The sequence below is a fragment of the Nocardia transvalensis NBRC 15921 genome, assembly GCF_000308875.1.
Lineage (GTDB): Bacteria > Actinomycetota > Actinomycetes > Mycobacteriales > Mycobacteriaceae > Nocardia > Nocardia transvalensis.
In genome coordinates, this window is sequence record NZ_BAGL01000079.1 from 1 (window position 1) to 19,251 (window position 19,251).

Consider the following 19,251-nt stretch of genomic DNA (forward strand, 5'->3'; position numbering starts at 1 on the left):
TGGAATTCGTTCACCATGCTGACGGGGGCGGGCGGCACGCTGTTCGGCGTCGAACCCAACGGCGACCTCCGTTGGTACACCTACACCGGCGACGGGCAGCAGGATCCGTCCGGCGGCACCGGCTGGCATCCCAACTCGCGCAACATCATCGGGAACGGCTGGAACCGCTTCGTCCGCCTCGTCGGCACCGCGGACGATCGGGGCGGCTTCGGCATCACCCTGTTCGCGGTCGAACCGAACGGAAACCTGTTCTGGTACAAGTACATCGGCTCGGGCGCGCACGACCCCTCCGGCGCCACGGGATGGCATCCGAACTCCGGAGCGCAGATAGGCCGCGGCTGGTAGAGGACGCCTACCGCCGGCGCGGTCACGATCCGCCGGGACGTCCGCTGATGCCGTACAGCAGGAGGTCTTCCAGGGAGCGGGCGAAACCGTCCAGGTCGTCGATGTCGCGAATGCACATGGCGAACAGGGCCGCGCCGGCGATGGTGTCCAGCAACGTATTCGGGTCCAGCCCGGGGGTGCGAGGGGACGAGAGGTAGGCGCCCAGCTCCTCGCGGGTGGGGGTGTTCAGCCGCGCCGACAGTTTCTCGTAGAGGCTCGGATCCGCGCGCATATCCGCCATCAGGCCGGGCATGGCGGCGCGGGCGGCGGCGGAGCCGAAGAGCTGGATCGTCCCGCCGATCACCTTGCGCACCTCGGCGGCCAGATCCGGGGCGGTCTCGTCCGTGCCGACATCGGGGAATACGGCCTGGGCGATCAGATGCGCCTTGGACGGCCAGCGCCGGTAGATCGCCGGGCGGCTCACGCCCGCGCGGGTGGCGATCGCATCGATGGACGTCGCGGCGTACCCCCGCTCGACCAGCAGATCGCGGGCGGCCTCGAGCACCGCCCGGTCCACATTCGGGTCGCGGTGCGGGCCCAGACGATGGCGTGTGGTCACGAAATCGGTCCTTGTCCACGGCAGCAGGAGTCGTTACAGTCTGTCACAGCAAAGCCGTTACATTCTGTAACCGCTGGGGATCCGAGGAGGAGATGTGCCCGCTGACCCCGCCCGAGCCGGCCTATCGGCCCGTGCCGCTGCTGGAGGACAAGGTCGTCGTCGTGTCCGGCGTCGGTCCCGGGCTGGGCACCGCGCTCGCCACCGAGGCCGCCGCGATGGGCGCGACCCTCGTACTGGTCAGCCGCACGGAGCGCCGAATCGAGAAGCTGGCCGACGAGATCCGGGGGCGGGGCCGCGCGGCGCTGGCCGTCCCGGCGGACATCACCGACGAGCAGCAGCGCGCCGGAGTGGTCGAGCGTGTGCTGGCCGAATTCGGGCGGGCCGACTGCCTGATCAACAACGCCTTCGCCATCCCGCCCATGGACCCCATCACGCAGATCGACGTCGCCGCGCTGCGCACCGCCAACGAGACCAACGTCTTCGCGCCGCTGCGACTCTCGGCGCTGTTCGCGGACGCGCTCGCGGCGTCGCGGGGGTCGATCATCATGGTGAACTCGTGCGTCTCCTACAGTTCGCAGCCCGAGTTCTCGGGGTACAAGCTGTCCAAAGGAGCTCTCGCACATCTGGCTTCATCGCTCGCGACCGAACTGGGCCCGCGCGGCATACGGGTCAACAGCGTCGCGCCGTCCTATGTGTACGAGGACATCAACAAGGCCTATTTCGACTGGCTGGCCTCGCAGGCCGGAGTCACCCACGCCGACATCTACCAGGAGAAGGCCGGGCCCACCGATCTGCAACGGCTCGCCGGGCCCGAGGAGGTCGCGCGCGCGACGCTGTTCCTGGCCAGCGATCTGGCCTCGGCGGTCACCGGGCAGATGCTGACCGTCGACTGCGGTGAGTTCCACCGCTGATCCGGCAAGGAGTATCCGTGGCATTCCAGAAGAAGCGAATCGTGGTGTGGGGCACGGGGACCGTCGGGTCGATGGTGCTGGCCGAGATCCTGCGCCATCCGCTGTTCGAGCTGGCCGGGGTCGGCGTCAGCGATCCGAAGAAGGTCGGGCGCGACGCCGGTGAGTTGTGCGGCGGCGCGGAAACCGGTGTGCGAGCGACGGATTCGATCGACGAGCTGATCGCGCTGCGGCCCGGCGCGGTGGTGCACTACGGGCCGACGGCCCAGTTCGCCGATGAGAACATCCGGGTCATCGGGGCGTTCCTGCGCGCCGGGATCGACGTGTGCTCCACGGCCATGACGCCCTGGGTCTGGCCGGGCATGGACAAGATTCCCGACGTCTGGCGCGATCCGATCACCGAGGCGTGCGCGGCCGGGCAGGCGTCGTGCTTCACCACCGGCATCGATCCCGGGTTCGCGAACGACCTGTTCCCGATGACGCTGATGGGCCTGTGCGGCGAGGTCCGGTCGGTGCGCGCGTCCGAACTGCTGGACTACACCGACTACGAGGGCGACTACGAATTCGAGATGGGCATCGGGCAGCCGCCGGAATACACCGCGCTGCTGGAACATCCCGATCTGCTGATCATGGCGTGGGGGCCGACCGTGCCCATGATCGCCGAGGCGGCGGGGATCACGCTGGACCGCATCACCACGACGTGGGACAAGTGGGTCACGCCGACCGACCGGCCCTCGGCGAAGGGTACGGTCCGCGCGGGCACCGTCGCGGCGATCCGCTTCACCGTCAACGGGATCTACCGCGACCGCGAGGTGATCTCGCTCGAACACGTCAACCGCATCGGGCTCGACGCCGCCCCGGACTGGCCGTCCGGCACCCGCGACGACGTCTACCGCGTCGACATCCTCGGCACCCCGTCCATCTCGCAGGAGACGTCGTTCCGCTTCACCGACGGATCCGGCCGCACCCCCGCCATCGCCGGCTGCCTCGCCACCGGCATGCGCGCCCTCAACGCCGTCCCGGCCGTCAACGACCTCCCACCCGGCTGGGTCACCGCACTCGACCTCCCCCTGATAGCAGGCATCGGCACGATCCGCTGAGTCAGCGGTAGGTGGTCGCGGCCAGTTGGACAAAACTGCGGACCATCGGGGTGCGGCGGGCGTTCGGCCAGGCCACGACTATGTCGGTCGGCGGCCGGTCGGTCAGCGGGACGACGGTCAGCCCGGCCGGGAGCGGCTGGTCGACCGGGGCGAGCGCCGAGATCCCGTTCCACAGAACGGCTTGCAGGCATTCCTGAACGGTCCGCAGTGCGGGGGCGGAATCGTCGTGCGGGCCACCGGTCCAGTAGGCCGTCCATTCCGGATCGCCGTCCGGCAGCCGGACCCAGCGGCGGTCACCCAGGTCGGCCACGGACACCGAGCGACGGCCGGCCAGGGCATCGTCGTCGCGTACCACCACCCCGACCCGCACCGAGCGCAGCGACCGCATACCGAACCCGTTGGCGTCGAACGGGGTTCGGGTCAGCGCCACATCGACGAGCCCGGTGCGCAGGCCCGCGGTGGGATCGCCGAGATCGGTCTCGTGGAGGTGGACGTCGATGTGCGGGTGGCGGGCGCGGAACAGCGGGACCAGCCGCCCGCCCACGTGTTCGGCCGCGTCGGCGAGCGTCCCGATGACCAGGTGCGCTGCTCCCGCCGCGGCGGCGACACGACCGCGGATCCGGTCGGCCTGCCCCAGCAGCGCGACCGCCTCCTCGTACAGCGCCGTCCCGGCGGCGGTGGGCGCCACCCCCGCCGGGGTGCGGTCGAAGAGGGCGACGCCGAGTTCGTCCTCGAGTTGCCGGATGGCGCGGCTGAGCGGCGGCTGCGTCATGTGCAGGCGATGTGCCGCCCGGCCGACGTGACGTGCCTCGGCCACCGTCACGAAGTACCGGAGCGCGCGGAGGTCCACAGCGGCACGATACCGGTGGGGTATCGAGTCCACCGAAACGGTCTTGGACGCCGGAGTTCGCCCGGAGCAGCGTGGAACCCATGACCACTACCGCGCTCACCATCGGCTGCTACCGATACGACACCACCCGAGCCCTGTTCGACTCGGCCGGTACCGGCGAAAACCTCGACGGCACAATGAAAACCGCCGATACCCTGCCCGAGATCTTCGAACGCCTCCTCCGCGGCGGCGAATTCGACGTCGCGGAACTCGGCCTCACGTTCTACCTGCGACTGCTGGAGTCCGAGTCGCCGTTCGTGGCGTTGCCGATCTTCCCGAACCGGGTGTTCCGGCACTCCTGCGTCTTCGTCAACACCCGCTCGGGGATCACCGGGCCCGACGATCTCGTCGGCCGGACCATCGGCGAATTCGGCACCTACGGCCAGGATTCGAATGTCTGGTCCAAGGGAATTCTCATGGACGAGTACGGGTTTCGACCCGAACGCAACCGCTGGGTGATCGGCGGTCTCGAACGGCCCTCCGCGCCTTTCGATTTCACCACCCACCCGCACCCCGACACCGTCGAGGTGATCGAGGCGCCCGAGGGCGCGACGCTGAACGGGATGCTCGAGAAGGGCGAGATCGACGCCCTGTTCTCCGCGAACGTCCCGCAGTGCGTGCTCGACGGATCACCGGATGTCGCACGGCTTTTCCCCGATTTCGAACCGCTGGAACGCGACTACCACCGGCGCACCGGGATCTTCCCGATCATGCACACGATCGTCGCGCGGCGCGACCTCCTGCGGCGGCATCCCGACCTCGCCCGCGAGATCTATCGCGTCTTCCACGCGGCCAAGGACGCCGCCGCCGACAGCTACCGCCGCGACCGCAGGCTCTACCAGGTGCGGACCATGATTCCGTGGGCGAATGCCCTGGTGGACCGCACTGTCGAACAGTTCCCGGAGGACTGGTGGCCCTACGGCATCGCGGCCAACCGGCACACGCTGGAGACCTACCTGCGCTACCACTACGAGCAGGGCCTGTCCTCGCGGCTGTGGACGGTCGAGGAGATCTTCACGCCGGACCTGCTCGACACCTGACCTCAGCCGGCGGTCAGGGCGCGACTCAGGAGCGGGAGCAGACGATCCCAATGACGTTGCAGCCCCTCGGGACTGAACGCGGCGGTGTCGGACATGGTGAACCCGTGCACGGTTCCGGGGTAGATCTCACAGGTGTGTTCGACACCGGCGGCGTCCAGGGCCCGTTCGAGTTCGCCGACGGCCTCGGGCGTCATATCGTTCTCCGCGATACCGAGGTGAACCCGGGCGGCAAGGCCGGAGGCGAGCCGGTGCGGGCTGTCGGGCGCGTCCGTCACCAGAGCGCCGGGATGGAATCCGGCGACGGCCCCCACCTTGTCCGGATGCGCCGCCGCGGTCCGCAGCGCGAGCACGGCCCCCATGCAATAGCCGATCGCGGCGACGGGTCCGTCACTGACTTCGGGCCGCCCGGCGAGGAATTCGAGGTAGGCGTCCGCGTCGCGGCGGGCCCGCTCCTCGGTGTGCGCCTGATACAGAGGCATCACCCGGCCCGCGACCTCCTGCCGGTTGTCCGCCCCGATGAACTCGGGAATGTCGACCACCGGCGAGTTGCCGTGCCGATAGAAGACATTGGGCACGAGCACGTAGTACCCGTGCCCGGCCAACTCCCGCGCCCGCTCCTCCAGCACCCGCCGAACCCCGAAGATGTCCATGTACAGCAGCACTCCCGGATGCCGCTCACCCTCATCGGGAAAAGCCACGAACGCATCGGCCACCCCATCCGCCGTGGAAATACGCACAGTTTCGGAAATCATGAATTCTCCTGTCGTGATTGATGTTTCGAACACTCGATCAACACGACAAAGGAGGCGCACGAGCCAGCGGGCCCCCGGCCCGCACGGCACTCAGAACAGCACCGGGTAACCGATCCGTGTGTGGCGCAAGGCCGTCCCGGTAGTCATCCCCGCAACCCTAACCCAACCCGCGTCCCCACAACTACCCGAGGCCCGTCAGGCGCATTTGGCCGGTGGGGTGGGGAGGACTCGGGTGGTGAAGGCGGCTATGTCGTCCAAGGCGGCTCGGCTTTCGGGGAGGAGGTCGGCCAGGACGGGGAAGGCGTGGACCTGGCCCTGCCAGATCTGGAGGGTGTTCTCGATGCCGGCGGCGCTGAGGCGGTCGGCCATCAGTTCGGCGTCGCAGCGCAGGACCTCGTCCTCGGCGCATTGGATGAGGACCGGCGGGAGGACGCCGGGGTCGAGGTTGACCGGGGAGCGGAGGGGGTCGATGGCGGCGCTGTGCTCGCTGCCGGTGAGAAGTGCGGCGACCCGGTCCAGGCGCGTCGCGGGGATGAACACGTCGCGGCGGGCATTGTCGTGGGCGGATTTCGCGGCGTTGTCGAAATCCAGCCACGGCGACATCGCCACCACGCCCGCGGGCCGGCCCGCTCCGGTGCGGGCGGCGTGGAAGGCCAGCGCGAATGCCAGGTGGCCGCCCGCGGAATCACCGATACACACGATCGACTCGGCGGGAACGCCCCGCGCGACCAGCCAGCCGAAGGCGTCGGTGGCGTCGGCGATCGAGACGTCGAGGCGCTGTTTGGGCAGGTGGCGGTACGCGACCGACAGCACGGGCAGCCCGGTGCGCAGCGCCAGCCGTTCCACGATCCGCCGATGCGATGCCAGCCCGCAGAACAGGAACGCGCCGCCGTGCAGGTAGAGAATCGCGCCGCCGCCGGTCGCGGCATCGCACGGACGCACCAGCTCACCGCGCCAGCCCGCGCCGCGCACCGGCTCGTACTCCGTCCCGGCCAACCGCGGCACCGGCCGGAACACCACGTCCACCAGCGGCATCAGCCGCGCCAACGGCCCGCGAAGCGGCCACCACCGCAACGTCGGCAGCACGAAGATCCGGCACAACCCCCGGATCACCGCCGCCCGCACACCCCGGCCACCCGGCCGATACTCGTACATACCCGTCTCCCACGACCGACCCCGGACCACCAGTGAACGCTTGTTCACCGACATGGACGGTATGAGGACCGCCCCGCACGGGTCAAGATCACGGATCGCCCGCTGTGAGCGCGCCCAACAATCGCACCCCGGATCCGAACGGCCGCACAGAGCGGGAGGTCAGGCCGGACGCGTGGCGGCGTCCATTTCGGTTTCGGCCCAGGCGGTGATCATGCGGGCGGTCATCTCGATCGCCTCCTTCCGCTGCGCACTTCCGGCGTCGAGTTCGGAGGCGCGCAGCAGGGTGGCGAATCCGGTATTGATCAACACGAAGGTCATCACGTCGTACTTGTGATCGTCACCGGGCCCGAGCATCTGGATGACCAGCACCTTGACCAGCAGACGCAGGCGCGGCTCGAGTTCGGGCAGCCCGCTGCTGTAGAAATGCACCCCGCTCGACAGTGCCCGGATCAGCGGCGCGTTGTCGACCAGCTCCTCGTCGATGGCCTCCAGGATGCCGGTGACCAGCTCCTTGACCGAGCCGCCGGACCGGCCGAACAGCCGTTGCGTGAACCGCTCCTCGACGCGCCGCACCAACCGATCGATCAGTTCCTCGATGATGACCGACCGGTCGGAGAAGTACCGGTACACCGTGCCGACGCTGACCCCGGCCGTCGCCGCGATCCGGTTGGTCGAGGTCTCCTCGATCCCCCGCTCGCCGAACAGCCGCGCGGCGGTGTCGAGGATGTGTTCCCGGGTCGCCCTGGCGCGATCCTGTGTCGGCCGGCGCCGCTGTCCCCCTGCTTTCGACGGCATCCGTACCTCCTGCCCGCTGACCTGCCGACGATCACCGTCGGCCCACAGTAACCCGGCCCTTCTCGCTCCCGGCCGGATCCGCCGGTGGACTGGAGGCTTCGCAAGCGATCCCCCGCGCGCGCCGTATGCCGTCACAGCGGGACTACTCGACCACCTCGACGTCGACCACGCGGGTGGCGGCGGGAGCGGACTCCCACGGCCGGCGCAGCACGAATTCGAGGCGGTAGCGCCCCGGCGCGGTGGCGCGCAGTGAGAAATGCTGTGCGCCACCGTCTCCCGGTTGCCCGCCGGGCGCGGGGGTGAAGACCGCGCCCGTCAGTTCGAGGCCGGCGGGCAGCGCCGGGCTGTACCACCGGTAGCCGGTGGTGGGCGTCGAGGCCAGGTCGACGTCGACGGTGTGGCCCACTTCCGTGGTGATCATCGGATCGGTTCTCCCTTCCGTCGCCGGTTCATCCGAACCACTTGTGGAACATGACCGAATCGGTCCCCCCGGCGAAGCAGTCCAGCCGGCCGGGCGCCCAGGACGCGACGCCGACCCCCGAGCCGAGCTGCCCGCCCAGACTCTCCTCGCCCTGCCAGGTCGAACCGTCCCACCACCGGTGCGACATGCGGAAGTCCACGCCCGGATAGAAGAGGTCGATGCGGTCGGGCCCCCAGGAGACCGCCCCCGGATCGCCCGCCGCGTAGCCACCGAGATTCTCCCACTCGCTCCACGTCGACCCGTTCCACCACGTGCGATGGAGGCGGCTGTCGGCGCCCTTGACGAAGACGTCGAGACGGTCGGAGGACCAGGACGTCACCGCCGGCGCGGAGTCGAGGACGCCGCCGAGACTCTCCCACCCGGCCCAGTGGCCGCCGTCCCACCACAGATGCCACAGCGCCGAATCCATACCGCGCGCGAAGACGTCGATCCGGTCGGGGCCCCGGCTGACCGCCGCGGGATCGGAGGACAGCACCCCGCCCAGCGCCGCCCAGCCGCTCCAACCGCCCTGGTACCACTTGTGATACAGCTGACGGTCGTACCCCGCGGCGAAGACGTCGAGCCGCCCCGAACCCCACGAGCAGATCGCCGGGCCGCCCTGCAGGCCGCCGCCCAGCGACTCCCACCCGCCCCACCGCGCACCGTCCCACCAGCGATGGTGCGCCGCCGAATCCGTGCCGCGCGCAACGACATCGATGCGGTCGGGCCCCCAGGAGACGGCGCTCGGCTTGGCGGTCAGCACGCCGCCGAGGGTCTCCCAGCCGTTCCAGCCGGCGGCGGGCAGCCGCACATCGCTCGCGGTGGCGAAGGAGTAGGCGTCGAAGTTGCAGTCGCCGTAGGCGATCTTGAAGTAACCGGCCATCCCCCAGCCCGCGCCCCAGGAGTTCTTCGCTATCCAGCACTGCTCGGCGTCCGAGTACCCGATCACCTCGACGCAGTGCCCGCCCAGCCGCTTCCCGCTGACGTGGTGGTACACCCCGGTCGAGTAGAAGTAGAAGTCGTCGTAGACGTCGAAGGACGCCGCGCACGGGCCGACCTGCGACAGGTAGCGCTTGCGGGCCGCGATATCGGTGATCAGCCCGTGCTTCCCGATGGACACCTGGGTCGCGACGCGGTCGGGAGTCGGCCGTGCATACGGCCGCCAGAGGTTGGTCGCCGGGTCGATCTGCGGCGGCGTGTCGAAGGCGGCGGCGTAGCGCAGCGCGGCGTCCCCGACCACGCCGCGCAGGCGGATCTGCTCCAGGCAGGCGTCGGCGTTCCAGCCGCCGCAACTGGCGCCGTGACTGGAGTTGAAATGCGAATCCGCCTCCGACAGGTCCAGCAGCTGGCCGTGTTCGATGGAGGCCATCGACTCGACCACCGCCGTACAGGCGAACGAGACGCAGGACCCGCAGTGCTGCTGGTCCTTGACCGAGGTGACGTGGTTGCCGCCGCGATCGCGCCAGTCCACCGCGGGCGCGAAATCCGTTGCGGCGACCGCGGACACGGACGCCGACGGCGGCGCCGCGGCCAGCGCCCGGTCCTCCGCGGTGAGCAGGACGCCGAGCAACGCCATCTTCGCGGCGTCGTTCAGCAGCGACTGCGGAGTTTCGCGGGCCACCCACCGAGCCGACGAATCTCGCAGATCCGAATTCAGCTGGTCCGTATCGACTATGGCCATGAGAGCTTCCCCGGAAAGCAACCGTTCCCGATCCGCGGCCCAGTATCCGCCCGGCGCTCGGCCGCGTATAGAGACCGACGACCCTTGTGACCTGCTGGATACGTCGAGAGTTCGGCCCGGCAGCCGAAATCAGGCGTCGGCGGATTCCGGGTCGGGGATTTCCTCGGGGCGGTAGTCGGGGAGGCGACCGGCGGGAATTATGGCGGTGGCGCTGACCGCGGCGAGAATGAGGAGACCGAATTTGAGGGTGTCGAGGCGGGCGTCCTCGTTCACGGAGACGGCGGCGTCGATCTCGGTGGGGGTGGCGCCCTTGCCCTCCAGGGTTTCGCGCAGCTGGTCGTTGGCGACGAAGTCGGCGTTGTCGAGACCGGCGCGGTCGATGATCGATTGCGGCACGTCGTCGTGGGCGGCGAGCGCATTGCCCAGTGTGAAGCTGAGAATGGTGACCAGCAGCGCGCCCGCGACCGCGGTGCCGACGGCCGAGGCCAGGTTCTGCGTCGTGCCGCGCACGGAACCGACATCGCCCGCAAGGGTTTTCGGGACGGCGGTGACGAGCACGTTGAAGACGAGGGTGACCAGCGCGCCCTGGCCGATGCCGAAGGCGATCAGCCCGGCGATGGTGGGCAGCGTCTCCCAGTTGTTGCTGACGACATAGGACAGCCACACCAGCGCGGCGGTGGTGAGCCCGAAGGCGGCCATCCCGAGCGCCCGGGGACTGAAGCGCCCGTAGAGGCGGACGACGAGGGTCGCGGTGACGAACACCGTCAGGTTGAACGGCATCATCGCCAGCGAGGTGTCGAAAGGCGTGCGCCCCTGCACGATCTGGATGTAGAGCGGGACCGTGAAGTTCAGCGCGGCCTCGAGCGCGACGACGATGAACATCGCGTAGACCGCCGCCCGCTCACTGGACCGGCCCAGCACCGACAGGTCGACCAGCGGCACCCGGCCCGTCCGGACGCGGCGCCGGGTCCAGAGGAAGAACGCCTGCCCCAGTACGACTCCGGCCACGATCAGCACCGGCGCGGGCGAGACGCCCACCACCTCGAACGGCGCCGAATCGTCGGCGAAGAACACGCCCCAGGAGTTGAGGTTGTTGAAGCCGAGCGTCAGCACCACGACGGCGGCGCCGATCAGCACCGCACCCACCAGGTCGATCGCGATCCCGGCGTCGCCGCGGTCGGAGCGCAGGGTGAAGCTGAAGGCGAAGACGATCACCGCGAGGACGACGACGATCGCGAAGACCGGGCGCCAGCCCACCAGCGTGCCGAGCGCACCGCCGATGAGGAAGGCGCTCACCCCCGACAGCGCCCGCGCCGAACCCAGCGATCCGATGGCCGTCGCCTGCTGGGCGCCGTGGTAGTTCTCGGCGATGAGCGCGACCAGCGACGGGACGATGATGGCGGCCGACGCGCCGGTGACCGCCTGGGCGGTGATGGCCCAGCCGATGGACGGCGACATCGCCATCAGCGCGGCCGCGGCCCCGAAGGTGGCGACCACGAAGCGGAAGATCAGCACCCAGCCGATCCGCTGACCCAGTTTGGCGCCGACCATGACCAGGGCCGCGACGGCGAGCCCGTAGACCACGATGGTCGAACTCACCACCGTGGGCGCGACGCCGAAGTCGTCGACCATGCCGCCGAGCGAGACCGGCAGCGCGGCGACGTTGAACGACATCAGCACCTGTCCGAGAAACAATCCCACCATCGGCAGCCAGGACCGGCGCTCGTCCGCCGCCGGTCCCGTGGTGACCCCTGTCGTCACGCGGCACCGCTCCCCTGCGTAGTCGGGTGTACCTCGGAGGCGAAGACGTTCAGGCCGAGCGTGCGGGACAGATAGGCGACGGCCCGCTGGCCGCGCACGCTGTTGCCGGCGGAATCCAGTGGCGGCGAGAAGGTTCCGATCGCCCCCTTACCGGGCGCGACGGCGACGATGCCGCCGGAGACCCCCGATTTCGCGGGCAGGCCGATTTCGAACAGCCATTCCCCGGAGCGCTCGTACATTCCGGTCGCGGCCAGCACCGACAGCGTGTCCCGGCACACCGCGGGGGTGACGACCTGCGCACCAGTCACCGGGTTGACGCCGCCGTCGGCGAGCGTGGCGCCCATGACGGCGAGGTCGCGCGCGCTGACCCGTAGCGAGCACTGCCGGGTGTAGACGTCGACGACCTCGATCGGATCGATATCGATGCGGCCGTAACTCGCCAGCAATTCGGCCAGAGCGCGGTTGCGCCGGTTGGTCTCGCTCTCGGAGCGGAAGACGGCGAGGTCGAGTTCGAGCGGGCGGCCGGCGAAGCGGGACAGTCCCGTCCGGATCCGCTCCCACCGCTCGTCCGCGGATCCGGCGGGCATGAGGGCGGTCGTCGCCAGGGCGCCGGCGTTGACCATCGGGTTCATCGGGTGGCCGTCGTTGAGTTCGACCGCGATCACCGAGTCGAAGGCGAGCCCGGTGTTGTTGACGCCCACGCGATCTCGCACGACCTCGTGCCCGAGTTCGTCGCAGACCAGCGCGTATACGAAAGCCTTCGAGATGGATTGGACCGTGAACTCGGCCTCGGCCGCACCGGCGAGGTGCATATCGCCGGCCACCTCGGTGACCGCGATCCCGAACCCTCCGGGATCGGCCGCGGCCAGGACGGGAATGTAGTCGGCGACCACGCCGGCGGACTGGTCGCGGTAGCGCTCGTAGGCGGCGCGGACCAGCGATTCGACACGACCCCAGGCGGGCAGGCGGCCGGTCGACACGGCCTGCTCGATACCCGCCACATCGGTGTCCACTCGGTCCTCCCGGCTCCGCCGCTGTCACCTTCGACCCCTGTAGCAAACGCTAGGTTATCAAGGATCGAACTATTCCTGCCGCTTGCGTTGCTCCGCGAGCGCCCAGCGTGCCCAGTCCCGCACGGACTCGTAGGAGAAGACCCCGAATTTGGCGGCGTAGGCGCCCGCCGGGGAGTCCTCGCCGTCGGCGGTGAGGCTCTCGTAGGTTTCGGTGAGTTCGGCGAGCATATCGACGGCATGTTTCTCGACCCCCTCGAGCGCGCGCGTCGCATCGGCGGGATCGAGCCGGCCGACCAGGAACATCCACAGCAGCACGGGATTTCGCACCGTTCCGGGCTCCGGGCCGCGCAACAGCCACCCGCGCAGTTCGGTATGCCCGGGGCCGGTCAGGGCGTACACCCGTTTACCGCGCGAGCCCTCCTCGACGACCTCGATCAACCCCTCGTCGGTCAGTTTGCGCAGCTCCGGATAGATCTGACTGTGCTTGGCACTCCACGCGTACCGGCCGATGCCCTCGGCGAAACGCTGCGTGAGGTCGTATCCGGTGGCCGGACGGTCCCGCAGCAGCCCGAGCAGCGCGTAGCGAATCGACATGACCGAAGCCTATCAGTCATCATTGACATGTCAGTTTCGACATGTCACCTTTTACTCATGACAAGTGCGGAAACCACCTACCACCTGGCGCCGGTGCCGGACGAGACGGAGGCGTTCGGCCTCGATGTCACCGGCGCCCTCCCGGCCGAACTGCACGGGCGCTACCTCCGCAACGGCCCGAATCCGCTCCCCGGCGAGCCCGCGAGTCACCTGTTCACCGGGCACGGGATGCTGCACGGCATCCGGCTGCGCGACGGGCGGGCCGAGTGGTACCGCAACCGCTGGGTCCGGACGGCGAAACTCACCGGCGAGCCGCCGGGCGGAGACGGGCGCGACCTCACGCGACACTCGGCGAACACCCACGTCATCGAGCACGGCGGCCACCTGCTCGCACTGTGCGAGGCGGGATTCCCGTACCGGATGAGCGGCGAGCTGGACACCCTCGGCCCCTACAACTTCCACGGCCGGCTCACCACGGCGATGACGGCACACCCGAAGACCGATCCGGTCACCGGCGAGTTGCTGTTCTACGGCTACTCCACGACCGAGCCGTACGTGACCTTCCATATCGCCGATGCCGCGGGCGATCTCGTGCACAGCGAGCCGCTCGAGGTGCCGGGGCCGACGATGATGCACGATTTCGCCATCACCGAGCACTACGTGCTGTGGCTCGATCTCCCGGCGGTCTTCCGCGCCGGCAGCGCGGGTATGCCGTACGGGTGGGACGACAACTACGGCGCGCGGATCGGCGTACTGCCGCGCTCCGGCGGGCCGGTCCGGTGGATCGAGATCGACCCGTGCTACGTCTTCCACGTCGGCAATGCCCGCGAGGACGCGAGCGGCGCGATCGTGCTGGACGCGGTGCGCTACACCCCCGCCGCCTTCATCGGCGCGTGGCACGCCCCCGGCGGGGACGACCGCCTGCGCACCCGGGTACACCACGCCACCACGAGCGAACGGGGTGTGCTGCATCGCTGGACCATCGACCCGCGCGCGGGCACCGTGCGCGAACAGCGACTCGACGACCGCGCCGTCGAATTCCCCACCGTCCGTGACGAAGTCGTCGGCAGGCCCAACCGGTACCTCTACACGATGGGCGGCGCAGGCCTCGTCAAGTACGACACCGAACGCGGGGCAGCGGCCGAATACGTCGCGGGCGCGGGCGACCATCTCGGCGAGGCGGTATTCGTCCCGGCGGCCGGGGCGTCCGCCGAGGACGACGGCTGGCTGCTGACCATCGCCACGCCCGGCGACGGGTCCGCGTCCCGGCTGCTGGTGCTGGACGCCACCGACCTGCACGACGTCGCCGCGGTCCGGCTGCCGCGGCGGGTACCGCGGGGATTCCACGGCTCATGGATCGAGGACGCGAAATGACGACCACCACCGCACCGCACTCCGCCACGCCCCGCATCCTGAGCATCCTGTGGGGCATATTCCTCGACGCGGGTCTGGCGCTGGCCGTCTACTACGGGCTGCGCCTGGCCGGGCTCGCACCGTACTGGGCGCTGCTCGGCGGCGCGCTCGTGGCGGGCCTGCGCCTGGGCTACGGGTTGCTGCGCGCCCGGCGGATCGAGGGTTTCGCGGCGTTCATGTGCGCCGGATTCCTGATCGGCACCGCCCTGGCGCTGATCACGGGGAGCGAGCGGTTCCTATTGCTCAAGGACTCCCTCAGCACCGCGATCCTGGGACTGCTGTTTTTCGGCAGCTGCTTCGTCGGCAAACCGTTCATCTTCCACGCCTCCAAGCGGTTTCGGGCGGCGGGCGGTATGGAGGACGCGGAGTGGGAGCGGAAATGGCGGGACCTGCCCGGCTTCCGCGCCGTATTCCGCACGATGACGCTGGTCTGGGCGGTCGCCTTCGTCGTCGAGGCGATCGTGCGAGTGCCGATCGTGGTTCTGCTGCCGATCGACCAGGCCGCCGCGCTCTCCGGCCTGCTCATGCCCGTCATGCTCGTCGGCCTGCTGTCCTGGACGCTCCGCCGCGGTCGCCGCTCCGAACAGCGCCTCGCCGCCGTGCCGGGGGATCCGCAACTCACTTAGGTAATGATTGCCTCGGATGCTGATGCGCGAGGTCCCGGTTCGCGCCACTCTGAGAATCCGCCGCCCGGTGCGTCCCCACCCGGCCGCGGCGACTGGCATCAGAGGTAAGTGAGGAACCGGGTATGCACCGAATCGCGAAGCGTGTGATCACCGCACGACCGCTCAGCCTTGTCGACATCGTCTCCGAGCACGGCACCTCCGCGGTGCTGGACCGGATCTCCGAACTCCGTTCCGCCGGAATGGTTCACGCGGCCCGCGCGGTGGAGAACGAACTCGCCACCCTGAGCCCGCCGGTCCTACAGGAACGTTCCGCCTGAGTGCGTGACGGCCCTGCCTCACCGCACGGTCACCACGCGGCTGTGCCAGCCGGTGGCGCCGTCGGGGTAGGGCGGGACGCGCTGTTCGGACTGGAGCCGTCCGGTGGCGTCGGTGGCGCGGACCCGGAGGGTGTGGGTGCCGGGCGTGGCGGTCCAGTCCCAGGTCCACTGCCGCCAGGTGTCGGACGAATACTCCGGGGCGAGAGTGGCCGGTTGCCAGGGCTGGTCGTCGACCCGCACCTCGACCGTGGCGATGCCGCGGCGCTGGGCCCAGGCCACGCCGGCGACGGTGGTCCGGCCCGCCGGGACGGCGGCGAAGGCGGCGGGGACGTCGATGCGGGACGCCGTCTTCACGGGTGCGCGGTCGGACCAGCCACGATCGGTCCAGTACGCGCTCGCCCGGTCGAAGCGCGTCACCTCGAGGTCCACCACCCACTTCGTGGCCGATACGTAGCCGTAGAGTCCCGGGACGATCAGGCGGGCGGGATAGCCGTGTTCGATCGGCAGCGGCTCGCCGTTCATGCCCACGGCGAGCAGGGCGTCGCGGCCGTCCGTGAGCGCGGACAGCGGTGTGCCCGCGGTGAATCCGTCGACACTGCGGGACAGCGCCATATCCGCGTCCGGGTGCGGGCCCGCCTCGGCGAGCAGTTCGGCGAGGGGGTAGCCGATCCAGCGGGCGGTTCCGGCGAGCGATCCGCCGACCTCGTTGGACACGCAGGTCATCGTGAGAATCCGCTCGACGGCCGCGTGCCCGCGCAGCCTGTCGAAATCGAATTCGACTGCGCGGTCGACCATTCCGTGAATCCGCAGCCGCCAGTCCGCACTCGTGAGCGCGGGCAGCTGCAATGCCGTATCGACGCGATAGAACTCCGAGTTCGGCGTGAGGAACGGGGTGATGCCGGTCGCTGCCCATGGGGCGGGAGGGGGCGCGGGACGCGGTCGCGGCAGCGGAAAGCGCGCCCGGTCGGCGACCACATCCCGCAGCCGCGCCGCGATCAGGCGTCCCGCGGCCGCGGCGCCCACGGCCAAGGTGGCGACCGCCGCCGCGGAGATCAGGAATCTCCGGCGAGACATGCCCTCGTCGGTCGGCCGCGGGCTCGTGCCCACGACGAGTATCCGCAACGCGAGCATTCCGGCGGCGACACCGGCGACGGCGGGCACCGCGAACCATGGTGTGGCCGTAGGCCGTTGCACCGCGGCGAGTACGGCCACGACGCCGAATGCCGCCAGCAGCACACTGCCCAGCCGCCGCACGCGTTCGAGCAGCCCGACACACACCGCGCCGAGGACCATCACGGCCGCCATCGCGACGAACAGCGCCTGTTTGTCGCGGCTGCCGAAGCGGCGGATCGCGGCGTCCTTCAGCTCGTGCGGAGTGTGATCGATCATGGCGGCGCCCAGTGCGTAGAACGGCGACGCCGCCGGGTCGACGGCCTGCGCGACCAGGTGACCGACCCCCAGAACCGTTGCCGCCGCGAGGATTCCGGCGAGGGCGGCCGGTGTCGGCCCGATCCGGCGCGGTGCCGCGACGGCGCGGTACGGCGGGGTACTCACAGCGATTCGCTTTCGGCGGGACTGCCGCGACTGGATCAGTTCGGGGGCATGAGGACGGAATCGATCAGGTAGACCGTCGCATTCGCGGTCTTCACGCCGCCGCAGACGACCGCGGCATCGCCGACCTCGAGGGCACTGCCGTCACGGGTGACGGTCACCTGGTCGCCCTCCACGGTCTTGTGCGCACCGGCGATCTTGTCGGGGGCGATCTGTCCCGGCACCACGTGATAGGTGAGGATCTTGGTGAGCGTGGCCGAATCGGTCTTCAGCGAGTCGAGCGTGGCCGGCGGGACCTTCGCGAAGGCCGAATCCACCGGCGCGAAGACCGTGAACTGGCCGCCGTTGAGCGTATCGACCAGGTTGACCTGGGGATTCAGCTTGCCGGACACCGCCGCGGTCAGCGTCGTCAGCAGCGGGTTGTGCGAGGCCGCCACGGTGACCGGATCCTGGGCCATTCCGCTGACCGACCCGGCGCCCGTGGGCACCTGCGCCGCGTAGTCCTTGCAGCCGGGGCCGACGAGATCGGCAGCCGGATCCGCGACCGGTGCGGCGGAGGTGGCCGCCGTGGACGTGGTGGTCGCACTGCCGGAATCGGAATTGTCGTCCGAGCAACCCGCCACGCCGAGCGCGGCCGCCGCCACGGCGATCGCGAGGACGGCCGAACGCTGGATGAGTTTCATGATGTGCTCGTTTCTCTGGTGTGCGATCCACTGTGATCGCAGGCACGCGAATGACAGGAATGTCGAAATTCCGGCCGGCCGAATTCATCGAGGCAGGCGCGGACGCCGTTCGTGCTCAACCCATTTCGGATGTGCACAACAGGGGTTCGCGTAGCGTCGCACTGCGGTTTGGTCGAATTCCGAATTCGTTTCCGCGGCCCGAGATCAGTCGAGTGGCACCGCGACGATCGGGTCGGTGGTGGGCGCCGGGGAGCCACCCGCGGGCTCGACCGACAGCGCCAGCGTCGACGCGAGATCGAGCCGCACCACCAGCGGCGCCCGCCCGGCCGGCAGTGTCTCGAGGACCCCGGCCGAATGTGGTTGCCCGCCAGGGGGAATCAGCCACATCTGGTAGGTCCGGCCCGTCGGGGCCGCGGGGACCGCGTCGAAGGACACCGCCGCGGCGTCCAGCTGGCGCGAGATACCGACGGTGACGCTGCCGCCTCCGGTGACCGGGACGGTGTCGGTCCGGGTGTCGGCGTGGTCGAGCACCTGTTGCGCCGTCGTCTCGCTCGGATCGCCGGTCTGGTTCTGGTAGACGGTGATTCCGATGGCCGCGGCGATCGCCGCGACCAGTACGGCGGCCGCGGCGAGCAGGATGCGCGGCCGGGCGCGGCGCAGCGGGGTGACGGATGCCGTGGCCGAGCGGGCGTCCAGGGCCCGCTGCAACGCGGCCTCGACTTCGGCCGGCGCGGGGACGGCGTCGACGGCGGTCATGGTCGCGAGGGTTTCGCGCACCTCGCGGACGGTCGCCCGGAACTCGGCGGCCGTCTCCTCGTCGGCCCGCGCGAGCAGTCGTTCCACCTGGTCGCGCTGGGCGTCGGTCAGGGCGTCGAGCGCGTACGGGTACGCGAGGTCCGGCAGGTCGTCGTGCGGGTCGAGATCAGACATCGGTCACCGATCCTGCCAAGCAGTGCCGCAGCCGCGTGAGGCCGTCGCGAATGCGGGTCTTGACGGTGGACAGCGGGATGCCGAGGAAGTCCGCGACCTGGGTGTAGGTGCGCCCGCCGTAGTAGGCCAGCGCCACCGTCTCGCGCTGCGTCTCGGTCAGGGTGGACAGACAGTCGACGACCGCGCGCTCCTCGGAGCGCTGGTCCACGGTCTCGGCGACGATATCGTGATCGCGGCCGAGGTGCCGCTGGCCGTAGGCGAGATCCCTGGTGACGGCCGAGCTTTCGATGCGGACGCGGTCGACGGCCCGCCGGTGGGTGAGCATCATCAGCCAGCCGATCGGGCTGGACAGGCGCGCGTCGTACTGCCCGGCAGCGCTCCAGACATGGAGGTAGATCTCCTGGGTGATCTCCTCCGCCGCCGCCGGGCGGCGCAGGATGCGCAGCGCCAGGCCGAAGACGCGGTCGTGGGTGGCGCGATAGAAGCCGGTGAAGGCCTCGCGGTCACCCGTGGCGACCTCGCCGAGCAGCGCCACGAGCCGCCGCGTCGTCTCGGCCTCCGGAGTCGGCCGGTGCACCGAGCAGGCCTCCGGTGCGTCGATATCTCTATCCGCCATCGCGGTCGGTCTCCGTAGGTGTGA

General features: G+C 69.9%; 21 protein-coding genes. 7 read left to right on the plus strand and 14 right to left on the minus strand.

Annotation, left to right across the window (positions count from 1 at the left end; all coding sequences use genetic code 11):
* The coding region (locus ON41_RS27570; protein WP_040750781.1) for a tachylectin-related carbohydrate-binding protein at positions 1-345 on the plus strand (345 nt) is incomplete at its 5' end.
* 22 nt (positions 346-367) lie between these two features.
* On the opposite strand, the gene ON41_RS27575 is transcribed toward ON41_RS27570, so the two are convergent.
* On the minus strand, positions 368-943 hold the full coding sequence (locus ON41_RS27575) for a TetR/AcrR family transcriptional regulator (RefSeq protein WP_040750782.1): 576 nt from the start codon (positions 941-943) through the stop codon (positions 368-370).
* 92 nt (positions 944-1,035) lie between these two features.
* Between ON41_RS27575 and ON41_RS27580 the strand changes: the two genes are divergently transcribed.
* Complete coding sequence (locus ON41_RS27580; RefSeq protein ID WP_051162628.1) at positions 1,036-1,854, plus strand: SDR family oxidoreductase; 819 nt, start codon at positions 1,036-1,038, stop codon at positions 1,852-1,854.
* A gap of 71 nt (positions 1,855-1,925) precedes the next feature.
* Positions 1,926-2,951: an NAD(P)H-dependent amine dehydrogenase family protein gene (locus ON41_RS27585; RefSeq protein WP_051162638.1), complete on the plus strand. Its 1,026-nt coding sequence runs from the start codon at positions 1,926-1,928 to the stop codon at positions 2,949-2,951.
* Between the two features lies 1 nt (position 2,952).
* On the opposite strand, the gene ON41_RS27590 is transcribed toward ON41_RS27585, so the two are convergent.
* On the minus strand, positions 2,953-3,801 hold the full coding sequence (locus tag ON41_RS27590; protein ID WP_040750784.1) for a LysR family transcriptional regulator: 849 nt from the start codon (positions 3,799-3,801) through the stop codon (positions 2,953-2,955).
* An 80-nt stretch (positions 3,802-3,881) separates the two neighbouring features.
* Here ON41_RS27590 and ON41_RS27595 point away from each other — a divergent pair, with 80 nt between their 5' ends.
* Positions 3,882-4,880 (plus strand): substrate-binding domain-containing protein, encoded by a 999-nt coding sequence (locus ON41_RS27595; protein WP_040750801.1) that lies wholly within the window; start codon positions 3,882-3,884, stop codon positions 4,878-4,880.
* Between the two features lie 2 nt (positions 4,881-4,882).
* Here ON41_RS27595 and ON41_RS27600 read toward each other — a convergent pair whose 3' ends face one another.
* From ON41_RS27600 to ON41_RS27635, 8 genes are all read right to left on the minus strand, one after another.
* Positions 4,883-5,632, minus strand: coding sequence for a dienelactone hydrolase family protein (locus tag ON41_RS27600; RefSeq protein ID WP_040750786.1), 750 nt, complete (start codon positions 5,630-5,632; stop codon positions 4,883-4,885).
* A 195-nt stretch (positions 5,633-5,827) separates the two neighbouring features.
* Complete coding sequence (locus ON41_RS27605; protein ID WP_157185644.1) at positions 5,828-6,835, minus strand: alpha/beta hydrolase; 1,008 nt, start codon at positions 6,833-6,835, stop codon at positions 5,828-5,830.
* A 111-nt stretch (positions 6,836-6,946) separates the two neighbouring features.
* The gene (locus tag ON41_RS27610; protein WP_040750788.1) at positions 6,947-7,582 is read right to left on the minus strand and encodes a TetR/AcrR family transcriptional regulator; all 636 of its coding nucleotides are present in this window, start codon (positions 7,580-7,582) and stop codon (positions 6,947-6,949) included.
* Between the two features lie 142 nt (positions 7,583-7,724).
* Positions 7,725-8,003 carry a protease inhibitor I42 family protein gene (locus ON41_RS27615; protein ID WP_040750790.1) on the minus strand — a complete coding sequence of 93 codons (279 nt, stop codon included), beginning with the start codon at positions 8,001-8,003 and terminating at the stop codon, positions 7,725-7,727.
* A 28-nt stretch (positions 8,004-8,031) separates the two neighbouring features.
* Positions 8,032-9,723 carry a DUF8189 domain-containing protein gene (locus tag ON41_RS39355; RefSeq protein ID WP_051162632.1) on the minus strand — a complete coding sequence of 564 codons (1,692 nt, stop codon included), beginning with the start codon at positions 9,721-9,723 and terminating at the stop codon, positions 8,032-8,034.
* A gap of 129 nt (positions 9,724-9,852) precedes the next feature.
* A complete protein-coding gene (locus ON41_RS27625; protein ID WP_040750791.1) occupies positions 9,853-11,484 on the minus strand; it encodes an MFS transporter in 1,632 nt (543 codons plus the stop codon).
* Positions 11,481-12,497, minus strand: a complete 1,017-nt coding sequence (gene glsA, locus ON41_RS27630) for a glutaminase A (protein WP_040750792.1) — start codon at positions 12,495-12,497, stop codon at positions 11,481-11,483. The genes ON41_RS27625 and glsA overlap by 4 nt, the downstream gene beginning before the upstream one ends.
* A gap of 69 nt (positions 12,498-12,566) precedes the next feature.
* Entirely contained in the window at positions 12,567-13,091 is a 525-nt protein-coding gene (locus tag ON41_RS27635; RefSeq protein ID WP_040750793.1) for a PadR family transcriptional regulator, read from the minus strand.
* A gap of 57 nt (positions 13,092-13,148) precedes the next feature.
* On the opposite strand from ON41_RS27635, the gene ON41_RS27640 reads away from it, so the two are divergent.
* The 3 genes from ON41_RS27640 (at position 13,149) to ON41_RS27650 (ending at position 15,447) form a co-directional block, all read left to right on the plus strand.
* The gene (locus ON41_RS27640; protein ID WP_040750794.1) at positions 13,149-14,465 is read left to right on the plus strand and encodes a carotenoid oxygenase family protein; all 1,317 of its coding nucleotides are present in this window, start codon (positions 13,149-13,151) and stop codon (positions 14,463-14,465) included.
* A complete protein-coding gene (locus ON41_RS27645; protein ID WP_040750795.1) occupies positions 14,462-15,130 on the plus strand; it encodes a VC0807 family protein in 669 nt (222 codons plus the stop codon). The genes ON41_RS27640 and ON41_RS27645 overlap by 4 nt, the downstream gene beginning before the upstream one ends.
* Before the next feature lie 122 nt (positions 15,131-15,252).
* Positions 15,253-15,447, plus strand: a complete 195-nt coding sequence (locus tag ON41_RS27650; protein ID WP_040750796.1) for a hypothetical protein — start codon at positions 15,253-15,255, stop codon at positions 15,445-15,447.
* A gap of 18 nt (positions 15,448-15,465) precedes the next feature.
* On the opposite strand, the gene ON41_RS27655 is transcribed toward ON41_RS27650, so the two are convergent.
* The 4 genes from ON41_RS27655 to sigK all read right to left on the minus strand — a co-directional run bounded on the left by ON41_RS27655 (position 15,466) and on the right by sigK (position 19,227).
* Positions 15,466-17,001 (minus strand): molybdopterin-dependent oxidoreductase, encoded by a 1,536-nt coding sequence (locus ON41_RS27655; protein ID WP_083905689.1) that lies wholly within the window; start codon positions 16,999-17,001, stop codon positions 15,466-15,468.
* A 35-nt stretch (positions 17,002-17,036) separates the two neighbouring features.
* Complete coding sequence (locus ON41_RS27660; RefSeq protein WP_040750797.1) at positions 17,037-17,681, minus strand: fasciclin domain-containing protein; 645 nt, start codon at positions 17,679-17,681, stop codon at positions 17,037-17,039.
* Positions 17,682-17,885: 204 nt separating this feature from the next.
* Positions 17,886-18,611 (minus strand): anti-sigma factor, encoded by a 726-nt coding sequence (locus tag ON41_RS27665; RefSeq protein WP_040750798.1) that lies wholly within the window; start codon positions 18,609-18,611, stop codon positions 17,886-17,888.
* Positions 18,604-19,227 carry an ECF RNA polymerase sigma factor SigK gene (sigK, locus tag ON41_RS27670; protein ID WP_051162634.1) on the minus strand — a complete coding sequence of 208 codons (624 nt, stop codon included), beginning with the start codon at positions 19,225-19,227 and terminating at the stop codon, positions 18,604-18,606. Before sigK ends, ON41_RS27665 begins: the two co-directional genes overlap by 8 nt.
* Positions 19,228-19,251: the final 24 nt, after the last annotated feature.